The sequence below is a fragment of the Paenibacillus pinistramenti genome, from assembly GCF_005869875.1.
Lineage (GTDB): Bacteria > Bacillota > Bacilli > Paenibacillales > Paenibacillaceae > Fontibacillus > Fontibacillus pinistramenti.
The window spans coordinates 201,954-219,369 of record NZ_VAWG01000003.1 but is presented as its reverse complement, the minus strand read 5'-3'; the positions used below and the strand labels follow the sequence as shown (position 1 = coordinate 219,369).

Sequence of the window (17,416 nt, the reverse complement as noted above, 5' to 3'; positions counted from 1 at the left end):
CTAATTCATGAAAGGCAGGGGATCGTGTGGGCAGAAGACAGAACAAGCTGCTTGAATCGCTGAAGCATTTGGCGCGCGGAGAGAAGATCAATGAAGGCTGGACGGAAGAGAGCACAAGAACGAGGAACTGGGAGGATTTGTACCGGGGGCGGTGGCAGCACGACAAGGTTGTCCGGTCGACGCACGGGGTGAACTGTACCGGCTCCTGCAGCTGGAAGGTCTATGTAAAGGACGGCATCATTACCTGGGAGACCCAGCAGACGGACTATCCGACTACCGGAGCCAATTTCCCGGAATATGAGCCGCGGGGCTGCCCCAGAGGAGCAAGCTTCTCCTGGTATACCTACAGCCCTGCCCGGGTGAAATACCCTTACATACGGGGGGCGCTGCTTGAACTTTGGCGGGCTGAACGAGAGCTTGGACATGATCCGGTTACCGCCTGGGCAAATATTATTTCAAACCCGCAGAAACGGGAGCATTATGTGAAAGCCCGGGGCAAGGGAGGGCTGGTCCGTGCCAGCTGGAGCGAGGTCTGCCAGATCATTGCTGCAGCCAGCATCCATACGATCAAGACCTACGGCCCTGACCGGGTGGTCGGCTTCAGCCCGATTCCGGCGATGTCCATGGTCAGCTATGCGGCGGGGACGCGGTTTCTGTCGCTCATAGGCGGGACAATTCTAAGCTTCTATGACTGGTACGCGGATCTTCCGCCCGCATCCCCGCAGATTTGGGGCGAGCAGACCGACGTGCCGGAGAGCGGCGACTGGTACAATGCCAAGTACTTTATCATCTGGGGAACGAATCTCCCGCAGACCCGTACACCGGACGCCCATTTCATGGTCGAGGCAAGATACAACGGAACGAAGGTCGTTGGCGTGAGCCCGGATTATGCGGAATATGAGAAATTCGCGGATTTATGGCTTCCTGCGCGCGTCGGCACAGACGGAGCGCTGGCGATGGCGATGACTCATGTCATTCTGAAGGAATTTTACGCGGATCAGCAGGTTCCTTATTTTCAGGGTTATGTAAAGAAATTTACCGACCTTCCGTTCCTGGTCATGATCAAGGAGGAGGAGTCCGGAAACCGTTCAGACCGCTTCCTTCGGGCGTCCGATCTTCAGGACAATCAGGAGCTGTCAGAGTGGAAAACCCTGGTGTGGGACGAGCTGTCCGATTCGCCGTATGCACCAAACGGAAGCCAGGGCTTCAGGTGGGACCAGGGAAGCAGCTGGAACCTCGACCTGGAAAGACCGGACGGCACACCTGTTGATCCAAGGCTGTCCTTCCTGGATTCCAGTGACGAGATCGTGATGGTGGACTTCCCTTATTTCGCGGAGCGGGAAGGAGAGCTGGTCCGCCGCGGCGTTCCGGTGAAGCAACTGCGGACAGCAGACGGGGGAATCCTGAAGGTCACGACCGTCTATGATCTCATGATGGCCCATGTTGGCGTCGGCAGGAACCTCCCGGGCGATTATCCGGCGGATTATGACGATCCTAAGCCGTATACTCCGGCTTGGCAGGAAGCGATTACTGGAGTGAAGAAGTCCCACGTCATCCAGGTGGCCAGGGAATTCGCCGATAACGCCGCTAAGACCGGCGGCAAATCCATGATTGCCATGGGCGGCGGGACGAACCACTGGTATCACAGCGATCAGATCTACCGCGCCATTCTGAACCTGGTGCTGCTGACAGGCTCGCAAGGCGTTAACGGCGGCGGCTGGGCCCACTATGTCGGGCAGGAGAAAGTCCGGCCGCTGGAAGGCTGGCAGCAGATCGCTTTTGCCGGAGACTGGACAAGGCCGGCACGGCTGCAGAACGGCACTTCGTTCTTCTATTTTGCAACAGAGCAGTTCCGGTATGAATCACGTGTAAATGAGGAGGAGACGACGCCGTGGGGCGGCCGCTACAACAAAATGCACCCCGCAGACGTGAACGCCATGGCTGCGCGGCTCGGCTGGCTTCCTTCCTTCCCGCAATTTACACAGAACTCGATTGACCTGGTGAGGGAAGCACGCGAGAGCGGGGCGCAGTCGGATCAGGAGGCGGCCGATCATATCGCTTCCCGTGCGGCGAAGGATGAGATCCAGTGGGCGATCGAGCATCCGAATGATCCTCGCAACTTCCCGCGCGTGTTCTTTAACTGGCGGTCCAACCTGCTGGGTGACAGCGGGAAGGGACACGAGTATTTTGCCAAGCATCTGATCGGTGCGGAAAATCAAGTGCTGACGGATACAGCCCATTCCTGGCGGCCGGAAGATGTGCATACGGACGACATCCCGCCTGAAGGGAAGACGGATTTGTTCGTGGCGATGGATTTCCGGATGACCAGCTCGGGGCTGTTCTCGGACATTGTGCTGCCAGCTGCGACCTGGTATGAGAAGCATGATTTGAGCAGTACGGATATGCACCCGTTCGTGCACCCGTTTAATCCGGCGATCTCCCCGCCTTGGCAGGCCAAGAGCGACTGGGATACCTTCCGGGAAATTGCAAAAGTGTTCTCCGAGCTCGCTGCGCAGCATCTTCCGAAGACGGAGGATGTCATCATGTCGCCGCTTGCGCATGACACGCCGAACGAGATCGCCCAGGTCCACGGCAAAATCAGGGATTGGCGCAAGGGCGACGTGCTGCCGATTCCGGGCAAGACCATGCCGGTGTTCCAGATTGTAGAGCGCGATTACCCGAACGTCTACGAGAAGATGATCACGGTTGGGCCGAATATCAAGAAGGGCTACGGCTCCAAAGGCGTAAAGATTCCGGGGGAGAAAGTCTACCGGGAACTCGGGGAACGTCTCGGCATTTCCAGAAAGGAAGGCGTCGGCAAAGGCTGCCCGGATCTGTACAGTGACAGACAGGCGATTGAAGCCATTCTGCTGATGTCCGGAGCGACCAATGGACAGCGCGCGGTTGAAGGCTGGAAGTCCATGGAGGCGCAGACCGGCAAGAAGCTGACAGGAATCGCGGAGCCGCGGGAGGAAGATGCCTACACGCTCGCAGATATTACGGCGCAGCCAAGGCAGGCGATTTCTGCCCCGGTATGGAGCGGCCTGGAGAAGGACAACAGGCGCTATTCTCCTTTTACGCTGAATACGGAATACAGCATTCCGTGGCGGACGGTAACCGGCCGGCAGAGCTTCTATCTTGATCATGAGATGATTCTTGACTTTGGAGAGGGACTTCCGCTTTATCTTCCTCCGCTGTTCCATGTGCCGTTCCTGAAGGGAGAGAAGGAAGTCGCCAATTCCGGCAAGTCTCTGACCATCCGGTACCTGACTCCCCATCAGAAGTGGGGGATTCATACAATGTTTACCGAGACGAACCAAATGGCTACCCTGTTCCGGGGCTGGCAGGTTGTCTGGATGAACGAGAAGGACGCCGCTTCCATCGGGGTGAAGGATAACGACTGGATTGAGGTGTACAACCGGAACGGAGTGGTTGTGGCCAGGGCGGTAACGACGTACCGGATACCAGAAGGAATTGCCTACATGTATCATGCCCAGGACCGGACGATGGGGGTGCCGGGAACAAGCATCAATAAGAAACGCGGCGGCACTCACAACAGTGTAACGCGGATTACGCTGAAACCTACCCATATGATCGGAGGTTATTCCCAGCTCAGCTACGGGTTCAACTACTATGGACCGACAGGCAGCCAGAGGGATACCGTAACGATTATCAGACCGCTTAAGGAGGTGGATTGGCTTGAGGATTAAAGCGCAAGTCGCCATGGTGATGAATCTTGACAAATGTATCGGGTGCCATACGTGCTCGGTTACCTGCAAGAACACCTGGACGAACCGTCCGGGAGCGGAATATATGTGGTTCAACAACGTGGAGACCCGTCCAGGCCCGGGTTATCCCAAGTCCTGGGAGGATACCGGGAAATACAAGGGAGGCTGGGTTCTCCGGAACGGGCGCCTGTCGCTGCGGGCAGGCGGGCCGATCACGAAGCTTGCCAATATTTTTTATAACCCTGACATGGCCAAGCTGGATGATTTCTATGAACCCTGGACCTATGACTATGACAGCCTGATTCACAGCCCGAAGCGCAATTCCCTGCCTGTGGCAAGACCGATGTCCATGATTACTGGAGAGTATATCGACAAGCCCGAGTGGGGACCCAACTGGGATGATGACCTTGCCGGCGGCAGCGAAGTGGTTCCTCTGGATCCTAACGTTCAGAAGCTGCAGGAGCATATCGCAATGGAGTATGAGAAGACCTTCATGATGTACCTGCCGCGGATCTGCGAGCACTGCCTGAATCCGTCCTGCGTAGCTTCGTGCCCTTCGGGCGCACTCTACAAACGGGATGAGGACGGCATTGTCCTGGTCGACCAGGATGCCTGCCGGGGCTGGCGGTTCTGCATGAACGGATGCCCGTACCACAAGGTCTATTACAACTGGAACACCCATAAGGCCGAGAAATGCAATTTCTGCTATCCGCGGACGGAAGCGGGCCTTCCGACCATCTGCTCGGAGACCTGTGTAGGCCGGATCCGGTATATCGGTGTGGTTCTGTATGATGCGGATAAAGTCAAAGAAGCCGCGTCTGTAGAGAATCCGCAGGATTTGTATGAATCCCAGCTTGCCGTGTTCAAGGACCCGTTCGATCCCGAGGTCATTGAGGCAGCCCGCCTCTCGGGGATCAATGAATCCTGGATCAGCGCCGCGCAGCAGTCCCCGGTCTATAAGCTGGCGATGAAGTGGAAGGTTGCCCTGCCGCTGCATCCGGAATACCGGACGCTGCCGATGGTCTGGTATGTGCCGCCGCTCAGCCCGATCATGAATCATATTGAGGAAGAGGGGCTTCAGACCGATCACTATATTCCTGCTGTGGACCAGATGCGTATCCCGATGGAATATCTCGCTTCGCTTCTAACAGCGGGAGATACGAGCGTAATCCGCAGGGTCCTGCTGAAGATGACATCCATGCGCGTGCATATGCGGGACAAGTCAGTCGGAGGCATGGATAAGCTGAAGCACAGCCAGCTGCTGGAGGAATCGGGAATGACGGAGGAAGAGATCGAGGAGATGGCCCGGCTGTTCGCAGTGGCGAAATACAATGAACGGTTCGTCATTCCTACCGGCCGCCGTGAGATGGATGACCAGCTTCATTATAAGCAGGGGGCATGCAGCATTGAGGATATTGCCCCGCCGGAAGGTATGTTCCAATATCCTTCCCGAGAGGAGAATAGCATGTGAATGATGACCAGCGTTTCATCTTAGCCGCCGTGTCGAGGGTGCTCAGCTATCCGGGAGATTCCTTCCCGGAAGAGCTGGGTGAGCTGATTGAAGCCGCCGAAGAAGAGACAGACGGGAGCGAAGGCAGCCAGAGGCTTCTTGGCGCCATGATGGAGCTGCAGAAGCGCTCTCTGCAGGAACTGAGGGAAATCTATGTGAATACTTTTGACTGGACGGAAGCAACCGGCTTATACCTGACCGCTCATGAGCTGGGAGACAGCCGTGACCGGGGTCCGGCGCTTATCCTGCTTCAGCACATTATTTCGGATGCAGGCTTCGGGCTGGCTGATGGAGAACTGGCCGATTATCTGCCGGCGCTGTACGAGCTGGTTGCCGCTGCACCGGAAAATGTCCACCTGAAGGCGCTCCGCCGCCGTCTGGCGGTCACAACCAAACGGATTGCCCGGCACCTGCCGGATGAGAATCTTTATGCGCCGTTCTTCGGGCTGCTGGTCAGCGAGGTGTTCGGCGAACCGTCAGCCGAGGATGTCGAGAAGCTGGAGCAAGCCAGAGAGAAGGCCGATCTGGACGATATGCCGTATCCGATTTTATATGGAATGGACGGAATGGCTGCCTCCGACAGGCCGCTAATGGACATGAAAATGTGCAAATGAATGGAGGATTAATATGACCGAGACCTTTTGGTGGGTCATCTTCCCATATATCACAATAACCATCATGGTTGTAGGGCTGCTTTACCGGTTTGCTTTCCGCCAGACCACCTGGGCGGCGCCTTCGACGGAAATTTTTGAGAAGAAATGGCTGAGGATGGGCTCCACGATCTTTCACTATGGAATTATCTTCGCCTTCATCGGCCATGTCATGGGGGTGCTGATTCCCCGGGGGGTTTACGAAGCGATGGGGGTGTCGGACGAACTCTACCACACCTTTGCGATAATAGGCGGCGGATTGGCGGGCGTGATGGTCGTGCTCGGGCTGATCTTCCTGCTGATTAGAAAAATCGCCAACAACCGCGTTCGCATCCATGCTACCTTTGCCGACTTCTTCACGGTAACCCTGCTTCTGATTGTCGCAGGGATGGGAACCTACATGACGCTGGTGTACAATCTCACCGTGGTTACCTATGAGTACCGGACTTCCATCGGCCCTTGGTTCAGAAGCCTGTTTGTGTTCAGGCCGCAGGTTGAGCTGATGCGTGATGTTCCGCTCCTGTTCCAGGTTCATATCATCGCAGCGTTTGTGCTGTTCGCCTCGATCCCGTTCACGAAGCTGGTGCATATGTTCTCGCTTCCGGTAAGGTATCCTGCGCGGGCGCCCCAGCAGTACCGCTCCCGCAGCGGATTTAAACGCAAAACCAAAATTTAGCGGACGAGAGCGGGGAGTGCGTAATTTCTCTTGGGAATCGCTGACGTGAATCGCTGACGTGAATCGCTGCTGGGAATCGCTGCATTGCTACATATAACCGCGTTATTGGCCTAAGGCTTTACGGCTGGAATCCCTGGCCATATCGCCTTAATGGCATGAAAGAAGCCCGCGCACTGCGCGGGCTTTTTACGCTGCTATGGGCTTACTCTCTCCCCACAGCCACAGGATTCTCGTCATAGCTGATCCAATCGGACCAGCTTCCCGAGTACAGCTTCACCTGCGGGTAGCCAAGCAGATGCAGCGCCAGCACGTTCGGTGCTGCGCTGATGCCGGAGCCGCAGTAGACGATTACTTCGCGCTTCTGGCTGAGCGCTTCCGTCACCGGCTCCAGCTGGCTGCGGAGCTCGCTCTCCGCTTTCCAGGCACCGCTGCCGCTCTGGAACAGCTGCTTCCAGAACCGGTTCATGGCGCCCGGGATATGCCCGGCTTTCTTGTCGAGCGGCTCGTGTTCGCCGGCGTAGCGGCTTTCGTCACGGGAGTCGACAAGCAGCACCCGGCCGCTGCCAAGCGACTGCCGGACATCCTGCATCGCGGCGACCATGGACGGCCGGATGTCCGGGACAAAGGAGGCCGGCACGATGATCCGGGTATCAGAGGTTACGGGATACCCGCCATTTTTCCAGGCAGAGAAACCCTCGTCCAGCACAGCCGCGTTATCGTGGCCCAGCCAGCGCAGCAGCCACCAGAGTCGGGCCGCATACATGCCGCCCTGGTCGTCATAAGCGATGACCCGGGACTCATTGCTGATACCGGCTTTGCGGAAGCGGGCCGCGAGCTCCTCTGGATCGGGCAGGGGATGGCGTCCTCCATGCTCGGAGACTGGGGCGGACAAGTCTTGTTCAATATCCAGAAAGACAGCGCCCGGAATATGGCTCTCTTCAAAGCTCCGGCGTCCGGCATCCGGATCGGACAGGTCAAACCGGCAGTCGACAATTACCACGTCAGGTTCATACATGCGTGCAAGCAGCCATTTTTTGGATACAATGAGTTCCATAGGGATTCAAGCGCCTCCTTTATTTGCGGATTTCGTAAAACTGGCATTCCCGGCGCGGATGGTAAGTGACATCGCTGACACCGGTCTGCGTAATGATCGTCTCGTCCGTATAACGGATGACTACCGTATTGGAATCGATCAGATGATCGTCCCGAAACACACGGATGCGCTGCCTGCGCTCGGCCGCTTCCTCGAAGTCGGCATCCGTTAGAAGCTCTCTCGTAATCGGCACGCGGAATCCTCCTCTTTCTGCCGTCGGATCGGATTATTTTTGATTGAATATCGGTTATCTTCCTTATTGTATCGGGATCTGGGCCGGATGAAAACGTTCTATGAAAAATAAGGCTTTATGTTCAGCCGGCGCGCGGCTACAATAGCATAAAGCGAGAACCAGACGGTTAAGGAAGAAACCCAATAAACGGATGCCTGTCAACCAAATTAAGGTTAGAAGCAGCTCTGTACAGAGCTTGGCAAATAAAGAGGAGTGCGGCGCATGAATATTCAGGAATTGAGACAGCACCGGCAGTATCCGGATAATATCGGACAAGAGAACAGCCGGGCGACCTACGAGCGGGACTACTCCCGTTTAATCCATTCTCCGACCTTCAGACGGCTGCAGGGGAAATCACAGGTGTTTGGAGCGGGTACCGGCGATTATTACCGGACAAGGCTGACCCATTCGCTCGAGGTGGCGCAGATTGCGCGGGAAGCGGCGAGAAGCCTGCTGCGGACCTATCCGGAGGTGGAGACGGACAAGGCCGGTCATCCCGGTTTAATCATTGACCCGGAGGTCGTGGAATGCGCAGCGATCTCCCATGATTTCGGACATCCTCCCTTTGGTCATAAAGGGGAAGAGGTGCTGGAGGGCATTCTCCATAACCTCATCGAAGACAAGATCAGGCAGTCGCTGAAGGGACGCAAGGTCTCCCCATCCGAGGCCGAGCATACGAGAGAGGCGATCCGGCGCAAGTACGAGCATTTTGAAGGCAACGCGCATAACTTCAGGCTGATGATGTTCCTGGAGAAAAGGGAGAGCCACGACGGGCTTAACCTGTCCGATGCGGTGCTGCTAGGCACCAACAAATACCCTTACCCGGGCACGGAAAATAAGAAGGGGCTGTATCTTCATGAATGGGAATACATCTCCTTTATTCGGGACCGCTGGGGCATCCCCGCCGGCAAGAAGACGCTCGAAGCCCAGCTGATGGATTTGTGCGATGACATCGCTTATTCGGCACATGATCTGGAGGACGGGATTAAAGCAGGCAAAATCGAAGTGCACGAGCATTTTCTGAAGGACGCCAACATTCAGCGCCTCATTGTCGAGAAGATTATGACCCTGGAGGATCTCTTCTGGAAGGAGTGGAGCCGGGAGCAGGTGCTGGTGAAGGTGGACGAGGTTTTGACCAGCTTCCTGAAGATCTGGAATGCCAAGCTGCCGACCTGCGATCATGACTATTCCCGCACCCGGCGCGAAGTCAAATCCTACTGGGTCAGCCTGTTTGTCGGCAGCCTCGGCGTCATCAGCGACGGGGACTGGAAGAAGGTTACATTTGTCAGAGAAGGCCGGGAAGATGAGGACATGCTCCGTACCGTCAGCGTGCTCAAGAGCTTCGCATGGGTAACGATGATCCGCGATCTCAGAGTGCAGCGGCTGCAGAAGCGCAGCGCGTGGGTGATCAAACGGCTGTGGGACGCCTTTGTCGATCCGGAAACGTCGAAATCGATCATTCCGGGCGACTGGCTGCGGCGTTTTGACCGGGATCAGCAGCGGCCGAATCCGATCTGGACGTGGGAGCATATGATCATTGATTATATCGCGGGCATGACGGATGCTTATGCGGAGAAAATCTATAATGAGCTGTACGGCCTGAAGGTCGGCACCATTTATGACATGGACTAGCGAATAATAAAGCCCGGATCTCCTGTTGTTCAGGAGCCGGGCTGTTTTTGTGCTCAATAGGGCTGGGGATTGGGACGCTGGGCTGTCGTCAGGAAGGTCACTACCCAATCGTATAAAAAGCCGCTGCTTACAGCGGAGGATTGGCGTGGCATTTCCGGCAGACCGGATAATAGGATTCACTGCCGCCAATTTGAATCTGCTCCCCGGTGTACACGGGTCTGCCGTTCTCCACGCGCAGGTTCATCGTCGCTTTACGTTCGCAGAACCAGCAGATCGTTTTCATTTCTTCTATTTTATCCGCATAAATGAGCATCAGGCGGCTGCCTTCGAACAGCTCGTTCTGAAAATCATTTTTCAGACCGAACGCCATGACCGGCACATCCAGCTCATCCACGATCCGGACCAGCTGTCTGATATTCGCCTCGTTCAGGAACTGGCACTCATCCACCAGCACGCAGTATGGCTTCGGATCATGCTCCTTGACTTCTGTATAAATGTCGCTGTCTTCAAAGATTGGAATAGCCTGTCTGCGAAATCCGATCCGGGAGGATACGAAGCCGACCTCGTCGCGGTTGTCCACCGCAGAGGTAAAGATCATCACCGGCTTGTTCTGCTCCTCATAATTGTGGGCCACTTTCAGAATTTCAATCGATTTTCCACTGTTCATAGCTCCATATTTGAAAAATAACTGTGCCAAGATAGGATGTTCCTTTCTCTGTTTAGATCATAAGCCTAAATTACAAACTTCAACTATTCTATCACAATTATCGGACAGGACCAGTTTCTTTTTCGGGTAGATTTTGAAACAGATGGATGACTTTGGTAAGGTAGAGAGGAAAGCCGTTTGTCCGATGGAAGGAATACGTGATCTGTTTTTCTAAAGGGAGGAAAAAGGGTTATGGCACAGCTTACAGTGAACACGAAGTTCGGAAGAGTGGAGGGGATTCTCCAGCAGGGCGTACGGGTATGGAGAGGGCTTCCATACGCCAAGCCGCCGGTCGGAGAGCTGCGGTTTCAGGCGCCTGCAGAGCCGGAAGCCTGGGAAGGCATCCGGAAGGCGGACAAGTTCGGGCCAATCAGCATCCAGCCTGCCAATGAAATGGCCGGATTGTTCGGAGAGGACCCTGCGCCGGAGCCGTCGGAGGACTGCCTGTACCTGAATGTCTGGGCACCCGAAGAGACTGGCGGAACGCCGCTTCCGGTAATGGTGTGGATTCACGGCGGGGCATTTGTCACAGGCTCAGGCAGCATTCCGGTGTATGATGGCAGCAAAATCGCCCGCGAGGGCAGCGTCATCGTAGTCAGCCTGAATTACCGCTTAGGCATTCTGGGCTTCCTGCACACTGGCTTCCTGGGCGAAGGCTTCACCTCCAACGCGGGGCTGCTCGACCAGATCGCTGCGCTTCGCTGGGTGCGCGGGAATATTGCTGCGTTTGGCGGCGATCCGGACCGCGTGACGGTATTCGGCGAATCCGCGGGCAGCATGAGCATCGCTGCGCTGCTGGCCATGCCGGAAGCGAAGGGGCTGTTCCGGCAGGCCATTATGCAGAGCGGCGCCTCCCAAGCGATGCCGGAGCCGATGGCCAGGTCCATCACCGGCGGGCTGCTTGCCCTGCTCGGCATCAAGCCGGAGGAAGCTGGCAGGCTGAAGACCGTGACGGTCCAGCAGCTTGCCGAGGCTGCCGGCGAGCTGCGCAAGCGGTTCGGCGGCAATAATCTGGCGCTGCTCCAGCAGCCGGTCATCGACGGCAACACCCTGCCGCTTGAGCCTCTCGAAGCAATTCGGGCCGGCGCTGCCAAGGATATTCCGCTGCTGATCGGCACCAACCACGATGAAGGCGCGCTGTTTATCGGGCCGGATGCTCCCGTCATGGAGGAGGGAGAGCTGCTTAAGGCGATGGAGATGATGACCGGCGTGGCCGGCGAAGCGGCTGCAGCGGTGGCGCGCCATTATCCGCGCACGGCGGCCGGCCAGGCGCAGATCATGACGGACCTCTATTTCTGGCGCTCCTCCGTGCAGTTTGCCGCGGAGCAAAGCCGGTTCGCCCCGGTATGGATGTACCGGTTTGACTGGACGAACCAGGCGCATCCGCTTCTGATGCAGGCAATTCATGCCGGCGAGATTATGTTCGTATTCGATAATCTGGAGCTTCTCGGGAATCTTGGGGTTCAGGCGGACGATTCGGCCAAAGCGCTTGCCCGGCAGATGCTCGGCGCCTGGACAGCTTTCGCTTCGCACGGCGCACCTGCTGTGGAAGGAAGCGTATGGCCCGCCTATGAGATGCCGGAGCGGGCGACGTTTATTTTTAACAATCACTCAGAAGCAGTCAACGATCCGGATGCTGCCAAACGGACGATGCTCGGGTTATAACAGGATTATTGAAGGATAACAGGATTATTGAAGGATAACAGGATTATTGAAGGATAACAGGATTATTGAAGGATAACAGGATTATTGAAGGATTATTCAGGGGGAACATGGCTGACCATGAAATCAATTAATGAAGTTGCCGCGAAGGCGGGAATAAGTGAAGAGCATTTAGAGCTCTACGGAAAATATAAAGCGAAGCTGAACCCTTCGCTGTTAGAAGAACTTTCCGGCCGTCCGGACGGGAAGCTCGTGCTGGTTACAGCCGTGAATCCGACGCCGGCCGGGGAAGGGAAGACGCTGACGACGATCGGGCTGGTTCAGTCCCTGAACGCCATAGGGCATTCTGCCGTTGCCGCGCTCCGCGAGCCTTCGCTCGGCCCGTGCTTTGGCATGAAGGGCGGCGCGGCGGGCGGCGGCAAAGCGCAGATTCTGCCGGCTGAGGAGATTAATCTTCATTTTACAGGGGATTTCCATGCGATCACCTCCGCGAATAACCTGCTGTCCGCAGTTATTGATAACCATATCTACCATGGGAATGAGCTGGGACTTGATCCGGCCCGTATTGTCTGGAAGAGAGCCGTAGATATGAACGACCGCGGCCTGCGCCAAATCGTAACCGGCTTAGGCCAGGGGAACGGGCCTGTGCGTGAGAGCGGCTTTCTCATTACTTCGGCTTCTGAAGTGATGGCGGTCCTTTGTCTGAGCGAGGATATGCAGGACCTGAAGCGCAGGCTCGGCCGCATATTGGTCGGCTACGACATGCAGGGCCGGCCGGTCACGGCCGACAAGCTGAATGCCGTGGAAGCCATGGCTGTGCTGCTCAAGGAGGCGGTCAAGCCCAATCTGGTGCAGACCTCGGAAGGAACACCGGTGCTGGTGCACGGCGGGCCGTTCGCCAATATCGCCCACGGCTGCAGCAGCGTCATTGCAACGAGGACAGCGCTGAAGCTAGGGGACATTGTGGTGACGGAAGCCGGCTTTGGCGCGGAGCTGGGGGCCGAGAAGTTCTTTGACATCAAATGCCGCCAATCCGGCCTGAAGCCGTCGGCCGCCGTCCTGGTCGTAACGGCGAAGGCGCTGAAATATAACGGGGGCACTGCCAAGGACCAGCTTGAGGCAGAGAACCTGCAGAGCTTACGAAACGGCCTCGGCAACCTGAGGAGACATATCCGGAACCTGCAGCAGTTCGGGGTGCCTGTTCTGGTGGCCGTTAATCATTTTCCGACCGATACAAGTGCTGAAATCGACATCATCCGTATGGAATGTGAAGCTTTGGGCGTTCCGGCGGAGGTGTCCCGCGTATTCGAGCTGGGGAGCGAGGGCGGCAGGGAGCTTGCGCAGAAGCTGGTTGAGCTGCTGGAGAAGGAAACTGCTGATTTCCGGCCGCTGTACGTCTCCTCGCTGGATCTGAAGGGCAAGATTGAAACCATTGTAAAGCAATTGTACGGCGGGGCGGCCGTGTCCTACTCTCCGGCATCCAGCCGGGCTCTGGCCCAGATGGAGAAGCTTGGCTTTGGCAGCCTTCCGGTCTGCATGGCCAAGACGCCGTATTCCTTCTCAGATCAGGCGGACCTGCTCGGGGCGCCGGAAGGTTTTACAGTTAATGTTTCGGGCGTCAGTCTCTCCGCTGGAGCGGGGTTTGTCGTTGTGGAAACCGGGAACACGATGAGAATGCCGGGACTGCCGAAGGTGCCTGCAGCAGAGCGGATGAAGCTTGGAGCAGACGGAACGATTGCCGGCCTGATCTAATACTGATACTGATACTGATACTGATACTGATACTAATCAAATAGTTATACTTTTAACCTGGGAGCACTTGCGCGGCGGATTTGTCCGGCCGGGGTGCTCTTTTTCTTTTTCTAATACTAGTCCGCCCGTTTGTCTTCCACCCTATATCTTCCAGCCTCATAGCTTCCGCCGCGAAACGAAGTGCTTGTCATGCTAGTCTGCATAATTGGCCAAGTACCCACATAGACATGTTATCAGATTGGTAAAACATTGTGCCAAAGGGGATGATTACATGCGTCGGATCACGTGGGTGCTAGCCATCGTGATGTGCTTTTCCATTGTACTGGCCGGATGCGGGAAGAAAGATGAGGCAGGCATTGTCAAAGATCTGAACGAGGTGGTAGGTAAGCTGGACAGCTATGAAGGGTCGGGGGTAATGACGTTACATACCGGAGAAACGCCTCAAATGTACAAAGTACAGGTATGGTACATGAATCCGTCTTATTACCGGATCGCCTTGACCAACGCTCAAAAGGATATTACGCAAATCGTGCTCCGCAACGATCAAGGGGTCTACGTGCTGACGCCAAGTCTGAACAAAAGCTTCCGGTTCCAAAGCGACTGGCCGGACAACCAGGGACAGGTTTATCTGTACCAGACTCTGGTGCGCAGCATTTTGTCGGACAACACCCGCCAGTTTGTGGATGACAAGGACAGCTATGTGTTTGAAGTGGCCGCCAACTACAACACCCAGTCGCTTGTCCGCCAGAAGATCTGGCTGAGCAAGGACGGCTATAAACCGCAGCAGGTTCAGGTATCCGATTCCTCGGCACAGGTCGTTGTAGAGGTGAAATTTGACCAGTTTGAATTCGGCAAGAAATTTGACAAGAAGGACTTTGACATGCAGGAGAATCTGAACACTGCAGCCGGATCCCAGGGCACCATGCTTGAGGTGGATGAGAACGGCCAGCTGGTTGAGAAGACTGCGGACACCCAGACTGCAGACAGCGGCAATGCGGCAAGCGTGCCGGCTCTCAACGAGGACTTTGGCATCATTCTGCCGACTTACTCTCCGGACGGAGTAGAAGAGAAAGCAACCCAGCCGGTAGGCAGCGACAGAAGCTCGGTAATGGTTCAATATGACGGCGAGTATCAGTACACGATCCTCGAATCCCGTTCTCTGGACCGTGCAGTTTCCCTGCAGAAAGGGGATATGATTGACATGGGCTTTACCTTCGGCCAGCTGTCCGGCGACGATCTGCAGACGCTGACCTGGACGCAGGACGGGCTTGATTTCCAAATTACAAGCGCGGATTTGCCGGTCAATGAGATGGTCAAAATCGCCGCTTCTATGCAGGATCAAACGGGTAAATAATAAAGCAAGGCGGATCAAAGGCGTATTTGGCTGCAAAACCAAACCGTCCGGCCATCCGCCTTGTCTTGTTGATTAAGCGGATAACCTCCTCAGTCCGAGCTTTGCGGAACCTGGAAATAAGGGGACCTCTTCATTTGACAGTGGGCGAACAGGACATTAGGATGGATTTATGGCTTCTTGGGCTGACATTGTTAAAGAAGGTGACCTTAGTGCAAGTGAACTATCGACCGACAGTTGCCGAAATCGATCTGGATGCTCTGGAATCCAACTACCTTTCTTTCAGGCAGGCGCTGCCGGAAGGGATGAAACTGCTGGTCTGCGTAAAAGCTAATGCTTATGGACATGGTGCCATTTACATTGCAAAGGAAATGGAACGTTTGGGAGCGGACTATTTAAGTGTCGCGTTTCTGGACGAGGCGCTTGAACTGCGGGCAGCAGGGGTTGCAATGCCGATCCTGGTATTAGGCTATACGCCGCCGGAAGGCATTCAGACCGCATTGGAGCAACATATTACACTTTGCCTGTGTGATGAGGAAGTACTGGAGGCGGCCCGGCTGCTGGAACCATCGGCTTCCGGAGGCAGGCTTAAAGTGCATATCAAAGTGGATACGGGGATGGGACGAATCGGCCTGCTTCCTGATGAAGCGCCTGAGTTTGTCCAACGAGCCGTGTCTGTTCCGGGTATTGAGGTCGAAGGCATATTTACTCATTTTTCCACTGCAGATGAAGAAGATAAATCCTATACACTTGAGCAATACAGACGGTTTCGGGCCGTGACGGACGCGCTGAAGGAACGCCATATTGAGATCCCGATCATACATACGGGCAACAGCGCCACAGCGATCGATCTGCCGGAGCTTTCCTGCGATATGGTACGTATCGGCATAGCCATTTACGGGCTTTATCCATCAGAAGAAGTGCACCGCCAGAACGTGAAACTGACTCCGGTACTCTCGCTCAAAACCAGATTGTCTTATGTTAAACAACTGCCGCCCCATTGGGGAATCAGCTACGGGAAGAAGTACGAAACGGACGGATATGAGGTGATCGGCACACTGCCGGTCGGTTATGCCGACGGATATTCCCGGATGCTCGGCGGTAAAGCACATGTCCTGATCCGTGGACGCCGCGTGCCAGTGGTCGGAACAATCTGTATGGACCAGTGTATGGTATCTCTGCAAAGCTTCGAGGACAACGAGGAACAAATTCAAGTCGGCGAGGAAGCTGTACTGATCGGCCGGCAGCAGGGCGGGGAGATCTCCGCGGATGAGCTGGCCTCCTGGCTGGGAACGATCCACTATGAAGTGATTTGCATGATTGCCCGCCGGGTGCCTAGAGTGTACAAAAAATCCGGGCGCCGGGATGAAGTCGTCAATCCGCTGTTCCACTCTTAAACTTTTATCGAATCTTGAAGGAATTTGAATGCAGTACCCCGAATATATCAGGGAAGACAGCATGCAGGGCTGAGAGTGCTGCCGCCGGGCCTTTTGGCGCGGTAAGTATATAACTAAAATCTTGAAATAAGGCTTGAGCTATATACGCCAAATAGGTTCTAGTTTATAATGAATGCAGCATACTTGATATACGGGAAGCATATATTCCTTTGTATATATTTCCTTAATGAGCGAAATACTGTTTTTAAGGGAAGGGTTTGAAAGGTTTTGTGGGGGTGGAAACAGTTGGCAAATGTGCAGAGCACCAAGAGAATTATGATCAGTTTACCGGATCATCTTCTGCAGGAAGTGGATGGAATTGCCCGGCTGGAGAATTCCAATCGCAGTGAGCTAATCAGACAGGCCATGAAGCTGTATTTGAACGAACGCAAGAAGCGGTTTATTCGGGATTCAATGCAGCGCGGATACATGGAAATGGCCAAAATTAATTTGACCATGGCTGCTGAGGCGTTTCACGCGGAGGAAGATGCAGACAGCACCCTTGACCGCCTGGTTAGCGGGGTGTAGACATTGATTGTAAAGCGCGGTGACGTATTTTTTGCAGATCTCTCTCCTGTGGTGGGTTCCGAGCAGGGCGGGGTCAGACCGGTGCTGATCATCCAGAATGATATCGGGAACCGATTCAGTCCGACTGCGATTGTGGCGGCGATTACGGCCCAGATACAGAAGGCGAAATTGCCGACCCATGTGGAAATTGATGCGGCAGCTCACGGCTTTGACCGTGATTCCGTTATTTTGCTGGAGCAGATCCGAACGATCGACAAACAGCGTCTGACGGACAAGATTACGCATCTGGACGAGGAAACGATGAAGAAGGTTGACGATTCTCTTCTCATCAGTTTAGGTTTGATTGATTTCTAAGTATAGCAAGCATATGCAGATTATATTGTAAGGGGGCGCTCGGCCGGCAGGCGGGCGCCTTTTGCTGTCCAGCGCTCTGAAAGAATGCAGATTGTGGAACGCTGCA

Annotated in this window: 14 protein-coding genes; 11 read left to right on the top strand and 3 right to left on the bottom strand. The window is 55.3% G+C overall.

Going from position 1 to position 17,416, the window contains the following annotated elements; translation table 11 throughout:
- The first annotated feature begins 26 nt into the window (after positions 1-26).
- From FCN15_RS06645 to narI, 4 genes are read left to right on the top strand one after another with little or no spacing between them, the layout of a single operon-like run.
- Positions 27-3,710: a nitrate reductase subunit alpha gene (locus FCN15_RS06645; protein ID WP_138494212.1), complete on the top strand. Its 3,684-nt coding sequence runs from the start codon at positions 27-29 to the stop codon at positions 3,708-3,710.
- Positions 3,700-5,199 carry a nitrate reductase subunit beta gene (narH, locus tag FCN15_RS06640; protein ID WP_138494211.1) on the top strand — a complete coding sequence of 500 codons (1,500 nt, stop codon included), beginning with the start codon at positions 3,700-3,702 and terminating at the stop codon, positions 5,197-5,199. Before FCN15_RS06645 ends, narH begins: the two co-directional genes overlap by 11 nt.
- Positions 5,196-5,852: a nitrate reductase molybdenum cofactor assembly chaperone gene (gene narJ / locus FCN15_RS06635; RefSeq protein ID WP_138494210.1), complete on the top strand. Its 657-nt coding sequence runs from the start codon at positions 5,196-5,198 to the stop codon at positions 5,850-5,852. The genes narH and narJ overlap by 4 nt, the downstream gene beginning before the upstream one ends.
- A gap of 13 nt (positions 5,853-5,865) precedes the next feature.
- A complete protein-coding gene (gene narI, locus FCN15_RS06630) occupies positions 5,866-6,564 on the top strand; it encodes a respiratory nitrate reductase subunit gamma (RefSeq protein ID WP_138494209.1) in 699 nt (232 codons plus the stop codon).
- Positions 6,565-6,766: 202 nt separating this feature from the next.
- Here the strand turns inward: narI and FCN15_RS06625 are convergent, their stop codons facing one another.
- Both FCN15_RS06625 and FCN15_RS06620 read right to left on the bottom strand, forming a co-directional pair.
- Positions 6,767-7,618 (bottom strand): sulfurtransferase, encoded by an 852-nt coding sequence (locus tag FCN15_RS06625; protein ID WP_138494208.1) that lies wholly within the window; start codon positions 7,616-7,618, stop codon positions 6,767-6,769.
- 19 nt (positions 7,619-7,637) lie between these two features.
- Entirely contained in the window at positions 7,638-7,850 is a 213-nt protein-coding gene (locus tag FCN15_RS06620; protein WP_138494207.1) for a hypothetical protein, read from the bottom strand.
- A gap of 261 nt (positions 7,851-8,111) precedes the next feature.
- On the opposite strand from FCN15_RS06620, the gene FCN15_RS06615 reads away from it, so the two are divergent.
- Entirely contained in the window at positions 8,112-9,521 is a 1,410-nt protein-coding gene (locus FCN15_RS06615) for a deoxyguanosinetriphosphate triphosphohydrolase family protein (RefSeq protein ID WP_138494206.1), read from the top strand.
- Between the two features lie 127 nt (positions 9,522-9,648).
- On the opposite strand, the gene FCN15_RS06610 is transcribed toward FCN15_RS06615, so the two are convergent.
- Positions 9,649-10,218 carry a thymidine kinase gene (locus FCN15_RS06610; protein ID WP_138494205.1) on the bottom strand — a complete coding sequence of 190 codons (570 nt, stop codon included), beginning with the start codon at positions 10,216-10,218 and terminating at the stop codon, positions 9,649-9,651.
- Between the two features lie 201 nt (positions 10,219-10,419).
- On the opposite strand from FCN15_RS06610, the gene FCN15_RS06605 reads away from it, so the two are divergent.
- From FCN15_RS06605 to FCN15_RS06580, 6 genes are all read left to right on the top strand, one after another.
- Positions 10,420-11,892, top strand: a complete 1,473-nt coding sequence (locus FCN15_RS06605) for a carboxylesterase/lipase family protein (protein WP_138494204.1) — start codon at positions 10,420-10,422, stop codon at positions 11,890-11,892.
- A gap of 117 nt (positions 11,893-12,009) precedes the next feature.
- The gene (locus tag FCN15_RS06600; RefSeq protein WP_138494203.1) at positions 12,010-13,641 is read left to right on the top strand and encodes a formate--tetrahydrofolate ligase; all 1,632 of its coding nucleotides are present in this window, start codon (positions 12,010-12,012) and stop codon (positions 13,639-13,641) included.
- Between the two features lie 271 nt (positions 13,642-13,912).
- Positions 13,913-14,995 (top strand): outer membrane lipoprotein-sorting protein, encoded by a 1,083-nt coding sequence (locus FCN15_RS06595; protein ID WP_138494202.1) that lies wholly within the window; start codon positions 13,913-13,915, stop codon positions 14,993-14,995.
- 209 nt (positions 14,996-15,204) lie between these two features.
- Entirely contained in the window at positions 15,205-16,389 is a 1,185-nt protein-coding gene (gene alr, locus FCN15_RS06590) for an alanine racemase (RefSeq protein WP_138494201.1), read from the top strand.
- A 285-nt stretch (positions 16,390-16,674) separates the two neighbouring features.
- Positions 16,675-16,956 (top strand): CopG family ribbon-helix-helix protein, encoded by a 282-nt coding sequence (locus tag FCN15_RS06585; protein ID WP_138494200.1) that lies wholly within the window; start codon positions 16,675-16,677, stop codon positions 16,954-16,956.
- A gap of 3 nt (positions 16,957-16,959) precedes the next feature.
- On the top strand, positions 16,960-17,310 hold the full coding sequence (locus tag FCN15_RS06580) for a type II toxin-antitoxin system PemK/MazF family toxin (RefSeq protein ID WP_138494199.1): 351 nt from the start codon (positions 16,960-16,962) through the stop codon (positions 17,308-17,310).
- Positions 17,311-17,416 lie beyond the last annotated feature (106 nt).

What these genes read in the sequence shown, in the direction of transcription:
- narI (WP_138494209.1), top strand. Translation starts at nt 5,866, where the DNA reads ATGACCGAGACCTTTTGGTGGGTCATCTTCCCATATATCACAATAACC.
- FCN15_RS06625 (WP_138494208.1), bottom strand. Translation starts at nt 7,618, where the DNA reads ATGGAACTCATTGTATCCAAAAAATGGCTGCTTGCACGCATGTATGAA.
- FCN15_RS06615 (WP_138494206.1), top strand. Translation starts at nt 8,112, where the DNA reads ATGAATATTCAGGAATTGAGACAGCACCGGCAGTATCCGGATAATATC.
- FCN15_RS06605 (WP_138494204.1), top strand. Translation starts at nt 10,420, where the DNA reads ATGGCACAGCTTACAGTGAACACGAAGTTCGGAAGAGTGGAGGGGATT.
- FCN15_RS06600 (WP_138494203.1), top strand. Translation starts at nt 12,010, where the DNA reads ATGAAATCAATTAATGAAGTTGCCGCGAAGGCGGGAATAAGTGAAGAG.
- FCN15_RS06595 (WP_138494202.1), top strand. Translation starts at nt 13,913, where the DNA reads ATGCGTCGGATCACGTGGGTGCTAGCCATCGTGATGTGCTTTTCCATT.